The sequence below is a fragment of the Corynebacterium sp. UD i78 genome, from assembly GCF_056280545.1.
Map to the genome: position 1 here is coordinate 2,989,617 of NZ_JBWCED010000001.1, position 17,405 is coordinate 3,007,021.

General features: G+C 67.4%; 14 protein-coding genes and 1 pseudogene. 3 read left to right on the forward strand and 12 right to left on the reverse strand.

The window, feature by feature from the left end:
• Positions 1–485 precede the first annotated feature (485 nt).
• From ACZ9GM_RS13955 to ACZ9GM_RS13965, 3 genes and pseudogenes are all read right to left on the reverse strand, one after another.
• Positions 486–2,420: pseudogene (locus ACZ9GM_RS13955) on the reverse strand (DUF3367 domain-containing protein); the annotation flags it as partial.
• A 68-nt stretch (positions 2,421–2,488) separates the two neighbouring features.
• Positions 2,489–2,683, reverse strand: a complete 195-nt coding sequence (locus tag ACZ9GM_RS13960) for a DUF2613 domain-containing protein (RefSeq protein WP_014008842.1) — start codon at positions 2,681–2,683, stop codon at positions 2,489–2,491.
• Positions 2,684–2,720: 37 nt separating this feature from the next.
• Positions 2,721–3,230 (reverse strand): universal stress protein, encoded by a 510-nt coding sequence (locus ACZ9GM_RS13965; protein ID WP_291475509.1) that lies wholly within the window; start codon positions 3,228–3,230, stop codon positions 2,721–2,723.
• Between the two features lie 37 nt (positions 3,231–3,267).
• Between ACZ9GM_RS13965 and ACZ9GM_RS13970 the strand changes: the two genes are divergently transcribed.
• The gene (locus tag ACZ9GM_RS13970; protein WP_476038195.1) at positions 3,268–4,554 is read left to right on the forward strand and encodes a glycoside hydrolase family 3 N-terminal domain-containing protein; all 1,287 of its coding nucleotides are present in this window, start codon (positions 3,268–3,270) and stop codon (positions 4,552–4,554) included.
• A gap of 82 nt (positions 4,555–4,636) precedes the next feature.
• Positions 4,637–6,286, forward strand: a complete 1,650-nt coding sequence (locus ACZ9GM_RS13975; protein WP_476038367.1) for a VanW family protein — start codon at positions 4,637–4,639, stop codon at positions 6,284–6,286.
• A gap of 239 nt (positions 6,287–6,525) precedes the next feature.
• Here the strand turns inward: ACZ9GM_RS13975 and ACZ9GM_RS13980 are convergent, their stop codons facing one another.
• Together ACZ9GM_RS13980 and ACZ9GM_RS13985 are read right to left on the reverse strand one after the other, a co-directional pair.
• Positions 6,526–6,708: a hypothetical protein gene (locus ACZ9GM_RS13980; protein WP_476038196.1), complete on the reverse strand. Its 183-nt coding sequence runs from the start codon at positions 6,706–6,708 to the stop codon at positions 6,526–6,528.
• A 558-nt stretch (positions 6,709–7,266) separates the two neighbouring features.
• Positions 7,267–8,370, reverse strand: a complete 1,104-nt coding sequence (locus ACZ9GM_RS13985) for an oxidoreductase (protein WP_291473711.1) — start codon at positions 8,368–8,370, stop codon at positions 7,267–7,269.
• A 450-nt stretch (positions 8,371–8,820) separates the two neighbouring features.
• Here ACZ9GM_RS13985 and ACZ9GM_RS13990 point away from each other — a divergent pair, with 450 nt between their 5' ends.
• Complete coding sequence (locus ACZ9GM_RS13990) at positions 8,821–10,422, forward strand: MFS transporter (protein WP_476038197.1); 1,602 nt, start codon at positions 8,821–8,823, stop codon at positions 10,420–10,422.
• Here the strand turns inward: ACZ9GM_RS13990 and ACZ9GM_RS13995 are convergent, their stop codons facing one another.
• From ACZ9GM_RS13995 to ACZ9GM_RS14025, 7 genes are all read right to left on the reverse strand, one after another.
• Positions 10,423–11,124 carry a LutC/YkgG family protein gene (locus ACZ9GM_RS13995; RefSeq protein WP_476038198.1) on the reverse strand — a complete coding sequence of 234 codons (702 nt, stop codon included), beginning with the start codon at positions 11,122–11,124 and terminating at the stop codon, positions 10,423–10,425. It lies immediately after the preceding gene.
• Positions 11,117–12,643 (reverse strand): lactate utilization protein B, encoded by a 1,527-nt coding sequence (locus ACZ9GM_RS14000; RefSeq protein WP_476038199.1) that lies wholly within the window; start codon positions 12,641–12,643, stop codon positions 11,117–11,119. The genes ACZ9GM_RS13995 and ACZ9GM_RS14000 overlap by 8 nt, the downstream gene beginning before the upstream one ends.
• Positions 12,640–13,464, reverse strand: coding sequence for a (Fe-S)-binding protein (locus tag ACZ9GM_RS14005; RefSeq protein ID WP_291473707.1), 825 nt, complete (start codon positions 13,462–13,464; stop codon positions 12,640–12,642). The genes ACZ9GM_RS14000 and ACZ9GM_RS14005 overlap by 4 nt, the downstream gene beginning before the upstream one ends.
• A 542-nt stretch (positions 13,465–14,006) precedes the next feature.
• Positions 14,007–15,098 carry an acyltransferase family protein gene (locus ACZ9GM_RS14010; protein WP_476038200.1) on the reverse strand — a complete coding sequence of 364 codons (1,092 nt, stop codon included), beginning with the start codon at positions 15,096–15,098 and terminating at the stop codon, positions 14,007–14,009.
• Between the two features lie 110 nt (positions 15,099–15,208).
• Positions 15,209–15,781 (reverse strand): hypothetical protein, encoded by a 573-nt coding sequence (locus ACZ9GM_RS14015; protein WP_476038201.1) that lies wholly within the window; start codon positions 15,779–15,781, stop codon positions 15,209–15,211.
• 3 nt (positions 15,782–15,784) lie between these two features.
• Entirely contained in the window at positions 15,785–16,294 is a 510-nt protein-coding gene (locus tag ACZ9GM_RS14020; RefSeq protein WP_476038202.1) for an arsenate reductase/protein-tyrosine-phosphatase family protein, read from the reverse strand.
• A complete protein-coding gene (locus ACZ9GM_RS14025) occupies positions 16,291–17,370 on the reverse strand; it encodes an acyltransferase family protein (protein WP_476038203.1) in 1,080 nt (359 codons plus the stop codon). The genes ACZ9GM_RS14020 and ACZ9GM_RS14025 overlap by 4 nt, the downstream gene beginning before the upstream one ends.
• Positions 17,371–17,405 lie beyond the last annotated feature (35 nt).

Sequence of the window (17,405 nt, forward strand, 5' to 3'; positions counted from 1 at the left end):
ATGTCGCGACGTGGCGTCATATCGGTGCCGTCTGGTGCGGTGAGCGAAAACTCGCTGATCCCCGTCTGCCCGAAAGCGCCGGTGATGCGCAGCTCGACGCGGTCCGTCTCGCCCGGTGGGAGGGTGAAGGTCTCCTCCCGGCCGACCGGCACCTGCACGGTGGAGGACGCCACGGTGTCCCCGTCCCGCAGTGTCGTGACATGCAGCCGCAGGGCCGACCCCTGGGCGCGGGCGGTGAGCCGCAGCTGCCCGACCGGCTGCGCGAGCTCCGCTGTGACGGACTGGTTCAACGGGGAGCCGGACGCCGGGTACCAGGCGGTTGTCGGGTCTCCGTCGACGGCGGCGGAGACGGGGGAGAGGGTGTCCGCCCCGCCGAAGGACGTCGGATCGTCACCGGTGGAACTGGGGATCAGGCGTCCGTTGGTCTCGCGGACGGTGGTCTGTTCGCCGGTGACCGGGTAGTCGCGCACCGGGTTCATCCCGCTCCACGGGTCACCTGCCGCACGGATCGCGGAGTCCGGAGAGGTCACGGTGCCGTAGGAGTGCCCGCGCAGGGCGGGGGTGTCGGTGACGGTGACCGGTCCTGTGGCGTCGGGACCGGTGATGTCGGTGGCGTCCCCGGTAAGGATGCGGTCGCGGGGTTCGCCACCGTCGGCGGCGGCGAGCCGGGGCAGGACCTCCGGCCCACCGGCGACAACATCCAGGTCATCGACGTGTACGGTTCGCGGGGCGGTGGTGGCGGCGCCACCGTCAACCCTGAAGATCCGCACGTCACCGTCGCCGAAGGACGCCTCCTCGGTGAACCCCGGGGAGTTGCGCAGTGTGCGCAGCACCGACCTCGAGCCGGGCGTGTCGGCGACGCGGGTGAGATCGGAGCGGACCAGCAGATAGCCGACACCCTGCTGGATCAGCGTCGCGGCCAGCGAGTCGGAGGACGCCCCGGTGTCGAACTCGCGCTGGACACCGTCGATCCCACGGATAGCCTCGGGCGGGACCAGCGGTACGGCGTCCCTCACGACCCAGGGCACGTCGAGCAGAGCCTGGGCCGGTTCATCGCGGGTGTTGCCCCAGTCCTGTCGGGCGGACGCGGCCCTCGGCAGGATCATCGTGCGGGATTCCGCCGCACCGTTCGCCGGGTCATTGAGCCAGTCGGCCGCGTCCGTCCAGTAGGAGGGTACGGACCGGTAGCCGTCGGCGGGGACCAGGCGGGCGGACCAGGCGGGGGCCGTGATCGTGGCGACGAGCAGGCCGACGGCGGTGACCACCACCACCTGCCGGTGCTTCTCCGGGTGTGCCCACTGGCTCCGCTCAGGCCAGGTCATCCGGCCCAGCAGGTGGGCGATGCCGATGATCAGCGGCAGGTGGACCAGGGCGTCGAACTTGTGGAGGTTGCGCAGCGGGGCGCCGGCACCGTCGAGGAAGGACCGGGTGGCGTCCTGGACCGGGGAGAACGGCCCGGCGACACCGAAGATGAGCAGCCCGCAGCCCAGCATCACCAGCCACACGTGCCGGTAGGGCAGCCGGGTACGGGACACGCCCGACAGCCCCCACAGGCCGAGCAGTGCGAGGGTCAGCGTCGCGGCGACGAAGACCGGCTCGCCGACGAGGGCGGCACCGGCCTGTCGTTCATCGGAAAGGTAGGGCGTCCAACTGGTGGTGCCGCGCAGCACCTCGCCGAGGCTGAACCAGTGGGTGGTGATGCCCGCGGACTCGATGTAGTCGGTGAACGGCGGAGAGTACCGGCCGAGGATGAGCAACGGTCCGGTCCACCAGAAGCACGCGAGGACGCCCGCCGGAACCCACCAGGCCACGAAACGCCAGGCGGTGCGTCGTCGTTCCCGCGTCCGGGCGCAGGCTCCGGCGACGACCCACCAGATCACCGCAGGTACGACCGCGGCCAAGGTGGCGACCGCGTTCACCGCCCCCAGGCACAGCGCCGCCACCGCCGAGGAGCAGGCGGCGGTGGCGACCTGTCTGCGGGTCGGGGTGGGCGCCCCCAGGACCCGCACCACCGGCAGCAGGATCCACGGCACCAGTGCGATCGTCCACGCCTCCGAGGAGATGGCGCCGAGGGTGGTCATGATCCGTGGCGAGAGCGCGAACAGTACCGCGGCGACCAGGCGTGACGCCCGGGACCCGGTGTCCAGGGCATCCAGCAGTTTCACGGTGCCGGCGAAGGCGAGCGTGAGCAGCAGCGCCCACCACAGCCGTTGGGTCAGCCAGTCCGGCAGCGGGGAGAGCAGGGCGAAGAACAACCCGTGGGGGAAGAGGTAGCCGTAGGCCTGGTTCTGCAGCTGGCCCAGAGGGAAGACGTCGGTCCACGGGGAGAGCGCCTGGTGGAGGAACCCCCACGGGTCCGCCACCAGGTCGTGCTTGGTGTCCGCGACGGTGAGAAGCGGTGCCTGGGCCAGACACAGCACGAGCCAGGCGCAGGTGGAGAGAATCCACCCGCGCCTGGTGAGCGTGGGAGTCAATGCAGCTGAGTCGGTCAGCGCCGCTCACCGTACTGGACCGAGCCCAGGACGGCGTCGTTCGCGTCGACGTTGTTCGACGGCAGACTGGAACTGTCGGCGACCATGCCGACGCCGACAGCGACAAGACCGCCGAGGACGACGCCGACGACGGCGGAGGCGACAGCAGGGCCGAGACTACGGCGGGGCGTGGAGTCGGTCTCGAAGGGCATGTGTTTTCTGTCCTCTGGTCTGGTGCTGCTGTGACTGTTACTGGAGCGGCTCGTCAAGCGGGGGCACGACGAGCACCGGGACACCGGCGTGCTTGACGAGATTGTCCGCCACGCTGGAGTGCAGGAGCGACTGCCATCCGCTCAGCGCCCGGGTACCGGCGACGATGAGATCGACATCCAGCTCCTGGGACGCCTCGACGATGGCGCTCCACACGGCTGTGGAGGACTCTACCAGGTAGGGTTCGGTCTCGAAACCAAGTTCGGCGGCAAGGGCGACGCCGGCGTGGCTGATCTCCGTGGCATCGACGTACGCCGGATCGGTGGAGTAGTCCGAGGGGTCTTCATTGATCCCCTGGCCGCCGGTCGCCAGTCCACCCACACCGGCCGCGCGGGCGGCCTGACGGTGGATCGGTTCCCAGGCGGTGATGATGTACGCCTTATGGGTGGACAACAGCCGTGCTGCATAGCGGATGGCGGCTTTCGCCTGGTCGGAACCGTCAAAGGCGATGAGGACAGAATCGGTGGGGGTGTTCGTGTCGCTGCTCATGCCCACGAGAGTAGTCCCACCACGTACCGTCGGGAGGATGAACGCCCGAAGGCCCACCCGCACCACCACCCGCAGATGCACAACCGCTGTGGCGCTCATGGCCGTGTCCGCCGCCCTCTCCGGGAGTTTCCTCGGCGCATGTACCCCGGATTCCTCCGACACCCCGGACGGCGACGCCTCCCCCGCCGCGTCCGCCACAGAGAGTGTGGAGACCACGCCGGGTACCGCGCCCGTCGAACAACCCGTCTCCTGCGTCGGCGAGATCGACCCGGCGGATTCTGAAGCGGTACGCCGGGCGGCGGCGGCCACCCTCGCAGTGGGGGTCACCGGTTTCGACGACGCCGCTGCCGCGGTCGACGCCGGCGTCCGGCACCTCTTCATCGGGTCCACCACCGACCAGTCGATCCTCAACGGCCAGGGTGACCCCGCCCGTTCCCTGGCCGCCCTGCAGGAGCGTGCCGGCGGCGACCTCACCGTCTCCGTCGACGAGGAGGGCGGTCAGGTCCAGCGGCTCGCCGATCTCACCGGATCGCTGCCCTCTGCCCGGGAGATGACGGCGACCATGGCCCCTGAGGAAGTCGCCGAACTGTTCACCGACCACGCCCACAAGCTGCGTGACCTCGGCATCACCATGGACTTCGCGCCCGATGTCGACCTCGACGGCGGCGAGGCGGTCAGCGACAACGCCATCGGCGACCGCGCCTTCTCCGACGACCCCGCCGTCGTGGTGGAGTACGGCCGGGCGGTCATCGACGGGTTGCTCGCCGGCGGCGTCACCCCGGTTATCAAGCACTTCCCGGGCCACGGCCACGCCACCGGGGACTCGCACCTCGGCACCGTCACCACCCCGCCCATCGACCAGATGGGACCGGACCTGCAGCCCTTCGCCGAACTGGCACAGGTCCCCGGGGTTGCGGTGATGGTCGGCCACATGCAGGTCCCCGGCTTCGACGTCGGCGACGGCGACGTGCTCGGTGCCGAGACACCTGCCTCGCTGAACCCGGCGTCCTACGGGCTGCTGCGCAACGGGGTCAATGACGCGCCGGGCTTCGACGGCGTCATCTACACCGACGATCTCACCGGCATGCAGGCGATCACCGACCACTTCAGTCCCGGGGACGCCGTGACCAACGCACTGCGCGTCGGGGCAGACGCCCCACTCGTGTCCTCCGGGATGGACGCCGACTCCGTGGCCGGCGTCCTCGACGCGGTTGTCGCCGCGGTCGCCGACGGTGCGCTGGATCTCGGTGTGGTGACCGCGGCGGCGGACCGGATCTGCAGTTCAGTGCAGGCAACGGACGTGCCGGAGCCCGTCAACAGTTAAGGTATGGGGCGTGAGCAGCAGAACACATGACGTCCACGCACCCCGACGCGCCAACAGGTCCCTGTTCCGGCGCCTCTGGTGGATGTGGACCCTGCTCGGAGTGCTCGGGATCGGCGGCGTCCTCTACGCCACCGACCTGGTCATGTCCGAGGGGACGGTGCCCCGTGGCGTGACTGTCGGGGGTGTCGACATCGGGGGGATGTCGCCTGACCAGGCGGAGATCCGGCTGCGCAACCAGCTCGCCGACCAGGTGAAGTCACCGGTGGACGTGTCCGCCGGTGGCCTGGAGACGACCGTCGACCCGGTGACCTCGGGGTTGAATGTCGACTGGGACGCCACCGTCGACCAGGCCGGCGAACAGCCGAAGAACCCGATCACCCGGCTGACGAGCTTCTGGCAGACCCGTGAGGTCGGCACTGTCAGCCACTTCAACGACAACCTCCTCGCCGGCACCGTCCGCCGGGTCTCTGACGACCTCAGCCAGGACGCCTCGAACGCCACCCTCGCCATCAACGACCAGGGCAAGGCCGACATCACCGATGACGTGGACGGTCAGAGCGTCGAACAGGACGCCGTGGATGAGGCTATCCGTGACAACTGGCTCAACACCGACCACAAGGTGAGCGTGGACGCCGACGTGACCAGCGCCGACATCAACCGTGAGGAGGCTGACAAGGTCGCCCGCGAGGTCGTCGACAAGGTGACCTCCGGTGACCTCGTCTTCGCCGGCCGCGACAATGCCGAGGGAGTGCTGCGTCCGGCGGACATGGGACGCATCGTCACCTTCGTCCCCGACGGGGACAGCCTGCGCACCGACTGGAACAGCGAGGCCGCCAAGGAGATCCTCACTGAGCAGCTGGGTCAGACCGAGGTGGAGTTCCGTAACGCGAATTTCGAGGTCAACGGCAATGACCTCACCGTCATCCCGTCCCAGGACGGGGTGGAGATCGACTGGGAGAAGACCCTCGACAAGCTCGAGGACAAGCTCCTGGACACCCGGGAGCGCCACCATGACGTGACCTACAACGACCGCAAGGCGACGTACACCACCGAGATGGCGGAAAAGGCGACCTTCGACGACGTCATGGGTGAGTTCTCCACCGACGGTTTCGCCAGCGACTCCGGTGTGAATATCCGTCGGGTCGCTGAGCAGGTCAACGGTGCGATCGTGCTGCCGGGTGAGACCTTCAGCCTCAACGGTTACACCGGTCCGCGTGGTGAGGCGCAGGGGTATGTGGACGCGGGCGTCATCCAGGACGGCCATGCGGACACCGCCGTCGGTGGCGGCATCAGCCAGTTTGCCACGACGCTGTACAACGCGTCCTACTTCGCCGGTATGGAGGATGTCGCGCACACGGCGCACTCGTACTACATCAGCCGGTACCCGGCGGGACGCGAGGCGACGGTGTTCGAAGGTGCCATTGACCTGCAGTTCAAGAACACCTTCGACACCCCGGTGCTGATCCAGGCCTCGGCGGACAGTTCCTCGGTGTCAGTGAAGCTGCGCGGCGTGCGGCATGTGGACGTGGAGTCCATCCCGGGTGCGAAGACGAACTACACCGACCCGGAGCGCATCGAGCTGGAGGGCGACAAGTGCTCCGCCTCCTCAGGCTCGCGCGGGTTCACCACCACGGACACCCGCGTGGTGCGGGACCTCTCCGGCCGTGAGATCTCGCGGGACACCACGACGACGAAGTACGACCCCTCGCCGATCGTGACCTGCAAGAAGTAGCCCCGCCGGGCCACTTCCGCCCCTCCATCCTCCGCAACTCACCCTCACCGGCAGCCGATCCGCGCTTTCCGCTGCTGGTGAGGGTGAGTTGCGTGAAAGGTGGCGTAACGGGACCCGTGGAAGACAGAGGTGCGTCATTCTGCGGCACGTGCAGCAGCGGCGCGGGCGATGGCGGCGTTGACCTGCTTCATCAGTTCCTCCGGGTCGGAGAGTGGAGCGCGGTTGATGCGCACCGCCTCCTATCCTGGGTCCTTGATCTGCTGGAACAGTCGGAAGTCCGTGTCCGTCTGGTCATCACCGTCGTGATGCTGACCGTCGTAGTACAGAGCGACCCGGAGACCGGTGCATGCGAGATCCGGGGTGGTCTTCTTTCCTCGGGCGACGGTGGAGAGGCACTGGGCGAGGGCAGCCGCTGCATCCACGCACCGCAGGGTGGGGAACAGTCTGTCAGGACAGACGGTGGTGGGCTTCGCCGGCATCGGGCGGAAGCGTGCATCGCCAGCGCGACCCACCCGCAGGCGACCGCGTCCTTGCAGAGCAGCCAGTGTGCCCGGAGGCGGGTGATGATGTCCCAGCGGAAGGGCCCTCTGCTTCCGGCGGTATAACCTCACCTCGGGTGGGGCGGTCCGATGCGTCGACGAGGCTGCGGGGAACCCCGTTGTCCAGTGCCTCCTTGCGCAGCACCGGCGCGAGTCCGGGTAGGATGCGTCGTGTGAAGAGCGGACCGCGTCCAGGCTTGATCCGGCCATCGGATTCCGCGGCGTCCCAGTGTTCTCCCCCGAATTTCCCCATGGGTGTGAGTTGACAGGGTCCGGGCGAGCCGCGGGGCATTATGTCGGGGAAAGTGGAGATCGATCTCCGTACCATCGCATCATCGTCGCCAACTCACCCTCACCAGCAGCGAATCAGTGTATCCAGCCGCCTGTGAGGGTGAGTTGCGGAGAAAGTGTGGCGTGGCCGAGAAGGGGACGCAGCGGGCGTCAGAGCGTCGGGTAGTCGGTGTACCCCTTCTCTCCGCCGAAGTAGAAGGTCTTCGTGTCCGGGGTGTTGAGCGATTCCTCGGTGTAGTCCGGCGCGGTCCAGCGGATGACGAGGTCGGGGTTGGCCAGGGCAGGGCGGGCGACAGAGGCGGCGTCGTACCCGAGCGAGAGGATGTCCAGCGCGTCCTCGCGGGTACTGGCCTGCCTGGTACCGGTGGTCCGGTTGGCGAAGACGGGGCCGTTGAACTGCTCACGGATACCGGTCGCCAGCTCACCGTCGAGGTAGGGCTGGGCCAGGTTGAGGTAGGCGATCCCGGAGCCGTCGCCCAGGGCGTTGAGTCCGTCGATCAGATGCCGGTACGTCTCGGCGGCGACGGCGTCGTCGTCTTCGACGGCACCCTGGATCGTCATACCGGGGCTGATGCGGATGCCGAGGCGGTCGGCACCGATCTCCTCGGCGACGGTAGTGGCGACCTCGATGACGAAGCGTGCCCGGTTCTCCGGGGATCCGCCGTATTCGTCGTCCCGGACGTTGGAGTTCGGGGCGAGGAAGGAGTGCAACAGGTAGCCGTTGGCGGAGTGGAGCTCCACACCGTCGAGCCCGGCGTCGACGGCACGGCGGGCGGCGGCGGCGAAGTCCCCGCGGATCCGGTCGAGACCCTCGGCGTCGAGGGCGACGGGGGTCTCGTAGGGAAGACGGTTGCCTTCGGCATCGTGCGCCCAGCCGTGGTGGTCCACGGCGCTCGCGGAGACGACCGGCAGGCCGGTGACCTTCTCGTGGGTGTTCCAGCCGGCGTGCATGAGCTGGGCGACGATGCGTCCTCCGGCGGCATGGACGGCGTCGGCGACCGCGGCCCAGCCGGCGACCTGGTCGTCGGAGTACAGGCCCGGCTGAGTGAACATGACGCGGCCGTCGCGGGAGGGGGAGGTGCCGTCGGAGACGACGAGCCCCATGCCGGCGCGCTGCCGGAAGTACTCGACCATGAGATCGCCGGGGCGTCCTTCCAGATCAGCGCGGAGGCGACCCATGGGCGCCTGGACGATGCGGTTCGGCAGCTCGAGCCGGCCGACGGTCAGGGTGCTGTTGAAAGGCGATTCATTCATGCGGGCCACCTTACGCATGCGGGGTCCTCGGTGGGAGAGTGCGGAGGAAAACCCTGGTGTAACACGGCGGAAACGGCTGTTGTTGCTGACCCGTAACTGCCGCGCAATCCGTTGATAGTGCTCCCCCCATACATTCATGGGTGTTCGGGGCGCTGATACGGACATCCGGTCAGCCCGAACTATCACCCTCACCTCAACTCAATTTTCCTCAGGAGGAAAACCACATGGGTCTCGTTGCTGGTCTTATCGGAATTGTCGGCGATCTTCTCCACCTGCTGCTCGGCGGTCTCTGAGTCACAGCACCCCGCCAAGGGGTCCGGTAACCCCCGCGCCTGTCCATTCCGGACGGACGCGGGGGTTCCGTCATGTCTGAGTCTGAATGGGGCTGAATATGACTTGTGTGGCCACTGTTCCACCACAACCGCGTTCCCCTTCGATACAGTGACAGGAATGAGTACCGCACCCAGCGCACGGACCGGCCGAGGAAGGCACCGGAAGGTCAAGGCGAAAGCCAGCCCCGACCGGTCGTCCCGGGGCATCGTCGGCTGGAGTCTCGGCGTCTCCGCGGTCTCCACCATCATGATGACGCTGGACATCACCATCGTTCTCGTCGCCCTGCCCGCCATCCGTGAAGATCTCGGTCTCACCCTCTCCGGCTCCCAGTGGGTCATCAACGCCTACTCGCTGACCTTCGCGTCCCTCATGCTCGCCGCGGCGAGTCTCTCGGACATCATCGGACGCCGCACGATCTTCCTCATCGGACACGTCGTCTTCCTCGCCGCGTCCATCGGTTGTATCGTCACCGGATCGGAGGCCGGCCTGATCGCCTTCCGTGCTCTCCAGGGGGCCGGTGGCGCGCTGGTCTTCGGCACCGCCACCCCGCTGCTGTCGGATGCCTTCTCCCCGGACGAGTCCGCCACACGTACCAAGGCGGTCGCCGCGATGATGGGCATCGGTGGTGCGGCCAGTGCCTTCGGCCCGCTCATCGGTGGCGCGCTGGTGGAGACCGGGCAGTGGAAGTGGATCTTCGCGATCAACATCCCGATCGGCGTCATCGTCATTCTCGCGACCCTGTTCTTCGTGCCGGACCTGCACCGCCGTGATGACCCGACGCAGGAGAAGGCCCCGCGCGTCGCCCCGTTCGCCATGGTGCTGACGGTGGGTGCGCTGGTGCTGGTGAACTACGGCATCATCGACGGCGAGAACCGCGGTTGGACGGACCACGCGATCCTCGCCGCGCTCATCGCCGGCGTCCTCCTGTTCACCGCGCTCATCCTCTGGGAGATGAACAAGAAGGACGCCGCGATGGTGGACTTCCGCCTGTTCCGTATCCCCTCCTTCGCCACGGTGACCTTCAACGCCTTCGCGTCCCGCATGTTCAGCTTCGGCATGCTGCCGTTCCTGGTGCTGTGGATGTCGGGTCAGCTGGGGCTCTCCGCCCTGGAGATCGGCTACGTGGCCAGTGGTCTGGCGGTGCCGATGATCATCTTCTCGGCGGTCGGTATCCGGGCGGTGACGTGGATCCCGGTGGGGTGGGTGCAGGCCATCGGTATGGTCGTCGTCGCCGGCGGTCTGATGCTGGGGCTGCGTCTGGACACGTCCTCGGGCTGGCAGACGCTGCTGCCGATGCTCGTGGTGATGGGGGCCGGCACGGGCCTGATGCTGCCGCACGTGATGAGTCTGGCGGTGGAGGTCGTGCCGGCGTCGCGCACGGGTATGGCCAGTGGCCTGGCGAATACGGCGTTGCCGCTCGGTACGGCTTTCGGTGTGGCGGTCTACGGCGCGTACCTGGCGAACAAGGTCGGGTCGGGACTGGACGGCCTGCCGATCCCCGACCAGTTCCGGGATGTCGCCCAGGAAGCGGCGGAGGCCGGTCAGTTCCGTGCGATCGCGGAGCAGTCGGAGCCGTTGGCGCAGCAGTCGCTGCAGTTCTTCCTGGACGGCCTGCACGGCATCTTCATCATCGCCGCCGTGCTGGCCCTGGTGGGTGCGCTGGCCTCCGTCGTCTTCATCCGGAAGCCGGCGGAGCGCAACCTCCCCGCCGGGGACTGACTAGCCCGCGAGCACCACGTCCAGTGTCCGCGGCCCGTGGACGCCCTGCACGCGCACCAGCTCGATGTCGACCGAGGCACTGGGTCCGGCGACCATCGTCACCGGGGAGGTGTGCAGGCCGGCGTCCGTGAGCCGGGTGACGGCCTCGGGCAGCAGTTCGACGATGTCGGCGACCTTCACCACCACGATGTGGTGGTCGGGGACCAGGGTCGTGGCGCGGCGTCCGGAGCCCGGTCCGGCGAGCAGGATGGTCCCTGATTCCGCCACCGAGCAGAAGGATGCGGTGACCACGGCGTCCACCCGGTCGAGGTCGGCCACGGCCAGCGGTGCGGTGGTTGAGTCCTGCAGGACCTCACCGCCGGCGTCCTCGAAGGAACCGAGCCAGCGCGCGTCGACGTCGGCGGGGGAGACGACGGTGTTCCCGTCTCCGCCGTGACCGCGGTCGGCGAGGTAGGACGCCACGGCGCCCGCGATCGCGGCATCGGTGTCCGCCACGCGGCGCACGGTGGCGTCGTAGTCCTCGAGCCGGTCGACGAGGAGGTCGACGAGGGCGTCTCCGGTGAGGTCGCCGCTGCGGCGGTAGTCCCGGGGGATGGCGGTGGTCTCACCGGCGGGCAGGGTGCTGTTCTCTCCCTCGCGCAGACCCAGGGACGACCGGATTCTGGCGAGCACCTCGGTGCGGGCGTCAGAGGTGTCAGTCAATGTTCTTTCCCTTCTCACCGTTCTTCTCGCGGTCCTTGAACCAGCTGCGGAAGGACTGCGTCGGCGGCTGCGGCACATCGCGTGAGGAGGTCCACTTCCCGGCGACACCGGGCAGTCCCCACAGGCCGGCCTTCGGGGACAGTCGGTTCGCGATCGGCAGGCTCTTCTCGACCAGGCCCATGCGCCGGCCGTCGCTCATCATCCATTTCGCGCCGTCGAGTGCGGCGTCCAGCTGGGTGTGTGGCAGGCGGCTGTTGTGGTTGACCTCCTGGTCCTCGTTGCGCAGCCGGGTGAGCATCTCGGGGATGTTGATCTTCACCGGGCAGGCGTCGAAGCACGCACCGCAGAGGGAGGACGCGTAGGGCAGCGAACCGTTGGCGGATTCATCCACGCCGGTCAGCAGCGGGGTGAGGATCGCGCCGATGGGGCCGGGGTAGACCGAGCCGTAGGCGTGGCCTCCGGCGCGCTCGTAGACCGGGCAGACGTTCATGCAGGCGGAGCAACGGATGCAGCGCAGGGCGTCACGGCCGTGCTGGTCGGCCAGCGCCCGGGTGCGGCCGTTGTCGAGCAGGACGACGTGGACGTTCTGCGGGCCGTCACCGGGGGTCACTCCGGTCCAGAAGGAGGTGTAGGGGTTCATCCGTTCGCCGGTGGAGGACCGGGGGAGCAGTTCCATGAACACCTCCAGGTCCTGGAAGGTCGGCAGCAGTTTCTCGATGCCCATGACCGTGATGAGGGTCTCGGGCAGGGTGACGCACATGCGGCCGTTGCCCTCGGATTCGACGACGGACAGGGCGCCGGTGTCGGCGATACCGAAGTTCGCGCCGGAGACGGCGACCTTCGTCTCGAGGAACTTGCGGCGCAGGTGCCTGCGCGACGCCTCGGCGAGGTGCTCGGGTTCGGAGTCGAGGTCGGGGTCGACGTCGTCCATGCCGTTGAGGAAGATCTGCCGGATCTCCTCGCGGTTACGGTGGATCGCGGGGACGAGGATGTGGCTGGGCTTGTCGCCGCCGAGCTGGACGATGAGTTCGGCGAGGTCGGTCTCAAAGGCGTCGATGCCGGCGGACTCGAGCGCTTCGTTGAGTCCGATCTCCTGGGTGGCCATGGATTTCACCTTGATGACGTCGCGGCGTCCCCGCTCATTGACCGGGGCGTTCTCCTCGATGAGGCCGGTGACGATGGCGTTGGCCTCGTCGGCGTCGCGGGCCCAGTGGACGTGGCCGCCGGCTGCGGTGAAGGCCTCCTCGAACTGGAGGAGGAGTTCGGGCAGCCGGTCGATGACGTCGTTCTTCGTCGCCTCGGCGGTGTCACGGAGGTCCTCCCAGTCCGGCATCTCGGCGACGCGTTGCAGACGCTTGCCGCGGATGGTGCCGGTGGCCTTGCGCAGGTTGGTGCGCATCTGGACGTTGCCGAGCTCGTGTTCGGCGACCTCGGGGAAGGGGTGGAGTTCATTGAGGTTGCCGCGGCCGGGGACGGTCGGCATGCCCAGGACGGTGGTCTTGCGGGTCGGGGTACTCATCGCAGCGCACCTCCCGTCACCGTGGCGCCGTCCTCAGGCAGCAGCAGCGGATTCTCCTTCGTGGACGCGAGGATCCGGGCGAGGTGCACGGTGGCGGGCACATGGCCCTCGCCGGGCACGAGGCGTCCGGTGCGGGAGAGGCCGCCGCCGATATGCATGAGGCAGGACGCGTCCCCGCCGGTGCATGCGGATGCGCCGGTTGACAGTACTGACTCGACCTTGTCACCGAGCATCGCGCCGGAGACCTGCGGGTTCTTCACGGAAAAGGTTCCGCCGAAGCCGCAGCACGAGTCCTCGTTGCCGATGGTGCGCAGTTCCAGGCCTTCGACGGACGCCAGCAGGTCGCGTTGCCGGTCGCCGAGACGCAGCAGCCGCATGCCGTGGCAGGACGGGTGGTAGGCGACGGAGTGCGGGAAATACGATCCGAGTTCCGCGGCGGCGTCGGTGACACTGCAGACGTCGGTGAGGAACTGGCAGAGCTCGTAGGTACGGTCCGCGATCTGGGTGGCCCGGGCTCCGAGATCCGGGTCGCCGTTGTAGTCGGCGATCATCGGGTGCTGGTGGCCGAGGGAAGCGACGCAGGAGCCGGACGGCGCGACGGCGTAGTCCCAGCTTTCGTCCTCGAAGGCGCGGACATGGTTGCGGACGACCGGGTAGGCGTCCTTGAATTTGCCGGAGTTGATGTGCATCTGGCCGCAGCAGGCCTGACGTTCCGGGAAGGTGACCGTGTGGCCGAGCCTTTCCAGGACGTTTACCGTGGCCTGCGCGACCTCCGGATACATCGCGTCGACGATGCATGTGGCGAACAGTGCGATTCTCATGGGGAGTCACCCCTTGTGTTGTGGGACAGTCAGTCACGCACCAGCGTATACCTGGTACGGAGTATTGGCCTGACCACAGGGGGTGGGGGATGCACGGGGGAGATGAATTCAGGCACCACCGGTGTCGGACGCCGGAAAGAGGAGGATCCGGTGTCGACATGCGCTGCAGGAGAGTGGCCGTAGGAGGAGAGGTACGGTCGTCTGAGGGGTGTATCCGGCAGCGGGCCGGTTGGTGCCTGATGGAGATAACCCCCGGGGAGTAGAGGGGTGAGCTGGAGAGGCTCGTTTTCCTCGGGGTGTGCAGTGACAATATGCAGGTCAAGTGGGGTATGGCAATCGAACCGGTCGGACCTCGGGGGGTGCCGACCGGGTACCCCAGTGGGGTACCCGGATGGCTACTTTTGCCAGCGAGGCGCAGGTGACAGGTCGTTACTGATAACGATCCGGTAACGTTTCAGCGATTTGACAATCTGTTACACGGGGGTGGGAAGGGGTCAGGTTTGCCAAAGTTATGTGAGCGTATCGAGACGATGTCTGGATGGTTAACTCGCAGGTCGACCGGCTTTTCCGGAGGCTCTCCAGGCTTCGGGGCGGTGCCGTCCGGAGGGGGTGTCCACAACTCGGGGTGACCTGGTATTGGCGCCGTCGCCGGTCCACGGCGCGGTGAAGAGTCCGGGTACCGGACGCAGCACGCGCCAGATCGCCAGGGAACCGGCGATGGCGAGGGCGGTGAACAGGAGAGGAACGCCAACCGAGACAGCAGCATTCTCGGGGAGGTTCACGTCGATGCTGTAGAAGACGCCGAGCAGGGGGACATGGAGCAGGTAGATCGGCAGGGTGTGTCGGCCGAGCCGGTCCAGGTGCAGCCACGGAGTGTGGCGTGCCATAAGGCTGGCGGCGGTGATGCCCATGGCCATACCGAGAAGCGTCACGGGGATGCGGCCGATGTTGTCCAGACCGTCGAAGAGGAGATAGAGGACGCCACTGCCGAGTCCCCACAGCAGACCGAGCCCCAGCAGCCTCATGAGAGTGGCGCGGTCGGCGATCCTGGCGAGAACCGTGGGGCCCAGGGCGCCGACCTGGAAGGTGATGAAGTGGGACAGCAGAGTGGTCCAGGCCCAGGAGTTGAGCTCGATGAATCCGCACGCCACCGGGAGGGAGACGGCAGCGCCGATGAGGAACTGTGCCCGGACGGGGAGTGGGCGCATGAGTTTGACGGCGACGAAGTAGATGGCCAGGGCGTAGATGTACCAGGGGCCGACGCCGGGTTCGACGAAGAGGCGCGCCGCGTCCCCGAATCCGTAGTCGGACTCGCGCTGCCAGGGGATCACGTGGAATGCGAGGACCCAGAGGAAGGTCCACAGGACGTACAGCCAGAGGAACGGGCCCGTCCGGTTCCTCAGTTGCCAGGACCAGGGCCGGTCCACGCGCCGGAGGAAGAAGAAGCCGGACATGGCGAAGAACAGCGGCATCCGGACGGTGAGCAGCGCATCGGTGAGAGTGTCGAGCTCATCACCGGACCAGGTCTTGGCACCTGCGAGGCCTGCTGCGTGATAGAGCACGACGAGTACGATGGCCACGCCTTTGACTGTGTCTATCCAGGTAAGTCGGGCGGATGAGGAGGGGGAGGGCATGTCTGATCCTTTGGCGGGAAGTGAGGGAGACAGGATGACAGAGGGAGAATGAGGAGAGAGGGAGAGGACGCGTCTTCGACCCTAACACCCTGCTGGCCGGTCACGTCGGGTCAACAGGCGCTGTCCTTCATCGCCTTGATCCATCCCGCGGTCTGGTAGAAGGACTGTTTCAGATGCACTGTCACGGCTCTTCCGGACGCCGGCCGGTTCACGGCCAGTTCCCCTCCCCAGCATCGGGAGAAGTACAGCCGGGCCCGCTCGACGTGCTCACGTCCGGTGGAGAGAACGTAGGCGGAATGCCAGTCATTCGTCGCAGCGAGCTCTGCGAAACCGCGGGCCTCTCCCCGGGTCGTCGACGGGTCCGGTGCGAAGCAGTGGACCCGGACACCCTCCAGCGGCCCGCAGTAGCGGTCGTGCACCTCGGTGCCGGAGGACGGGTCTGAGAGGACGAGATCCGGGATGCCGAGGCGCCGGGCGGTGTCCCGAGCGGTCTGGTAGTCCTTCCACGGGATTCCACCGACCTGGACCAGGACATCGGCGTTCTCCGGAGCCTGGTCGAGCCGGGGGAAGTAGATCTTCGTCGCGGCGAACCAGCCCCAGGCCCCGACGAGTACCACCAGAACAGCGGTCAGGACGGCAAGGGGGCGGCGTCGCCGGGCAGTTGGACTGATCCGGCGCGGCACGGTTCAGACCTCGACAGGCAGGAGTCGGGCGAGTGCCGCGACGTCGGCGGCGATCACGTCGAGAACCCGGAAGTAGTCGTCGAAGGTCTGGAAGGTCACCGGATCCTCCAGTCCGCAGTTCACGGCGGGGAGTGTCCGGCGCTGTGCCGGCAGGTCGGCGAGGGACGCCAGGTTTCCGGTGCGCTGCCAGTCGGCAAGCTGACAGAGCCGGAAGGTACCGGAGATGGCTGCAGGCTGCAGGGCGAGGCATTCGTTGACGTGGTCCTGCTCGAAACCGATGATGAGGTCCGGTTCCTCGAGGATCCGACGGCTGATCCGACGGGCCGTGAAATCGTTCCCGTCGATGCCGCGGAGCCGCAGATACTCCACTGACCGGGGGTCCATGGCGTATCCGGTCAGTCCCGCGATGCCGGCGCTGGAGACGGTGTGACCGTCGCCGACCAGGTCACGCAACAGGTGTTCGGCGACCGGGGAGCGGCAGATATTGCCGGTGCAGACGAAGAGGATGTTCATTTCTTTCCCTTCTCGCCGAGCATGATGCGACCGACCATGACCGGACCGATCCGGAAACGGCGGAGGATGACGATGCCGAGGACAGAGCCGAAGAGGCCGCCGAGGGAGAGGATGATGAACCGCGGTACGTCAGCCTCGATGCCGACGGCACCGGTAAATGCCCGGAAGAACCCGATCGCGAAGGCATGCAGCAGGAAGATCCCGGAGGAGTACCCGCCGATCCAGGCCAACGCCCGCGACTGCAGGGACCAGCCGAGGAAGGCGACGGGGAAGACGATGCCCAGTGCGATACCGACCACACTGTGGCGCGAGTCGAACTCCGGAAGTTGGCCGTTCAGCGACAGCTGTACCGCGACGATCAGGGCGATGAGCGCAGTCGTCCAACACAGGGCCGCCGGGACGGACCGTGGAAGCAGTCGGAACCGGTGGATGCCGACACCGGCGAGGAAGAAGGGGAACAGGGTCAGTGCCTGGCCCAGCTGGAGAATCCGGAATCCGGTGGTGTCCTGCAGGATAACGATGGTCGAGACCGCGAGGAACACGCCACCGAAGACCCACGGGCTACGCAGTAGACCGTAGGAGTCTGCGAGCGCGACAACTGCGAACATCCAGAAGGTGGTGAGCAGGAACCAGTACGGACTGAGTGACGTCAGCAGCCAGTTCAGAGGTTCGAAGTCCCGAGCGCCGTTGACGTCCGGGGCGACCATCTGTGTGATCCCGAGCAACGGCACGAAGATCACGTAAGGTACCAGCAACCGACGGGCCTTCCTGGTCATGAAATCCCGGTACTTCGACGGGGCTGCGAGCGGTCGCCAGGCGTAGACCAGGCCGGACAGCAGGGTGAACAGCGGCATGCGCAGGTATTCCACCGAATCGGTGTAGTACCGCCAGGCGCTGTCGTCGGAGACCCGGATGCCGTCGAGCGATGTGTCGCCGATGACATGGAAAGTGACCAGCAGAATGCAGGCGAGACCTCGGAGGGTGTCGACCGGGACATTGCGGGTCGTGGGTTCGTGGTGCCGACCGGGCGTCGTTGTCGCCGACGCCGGGGCAAGGGTCGTCTGATCGGACGTCATGAGGGTTCGTCCTGGGAGGTGTGAGGGGACAGGAA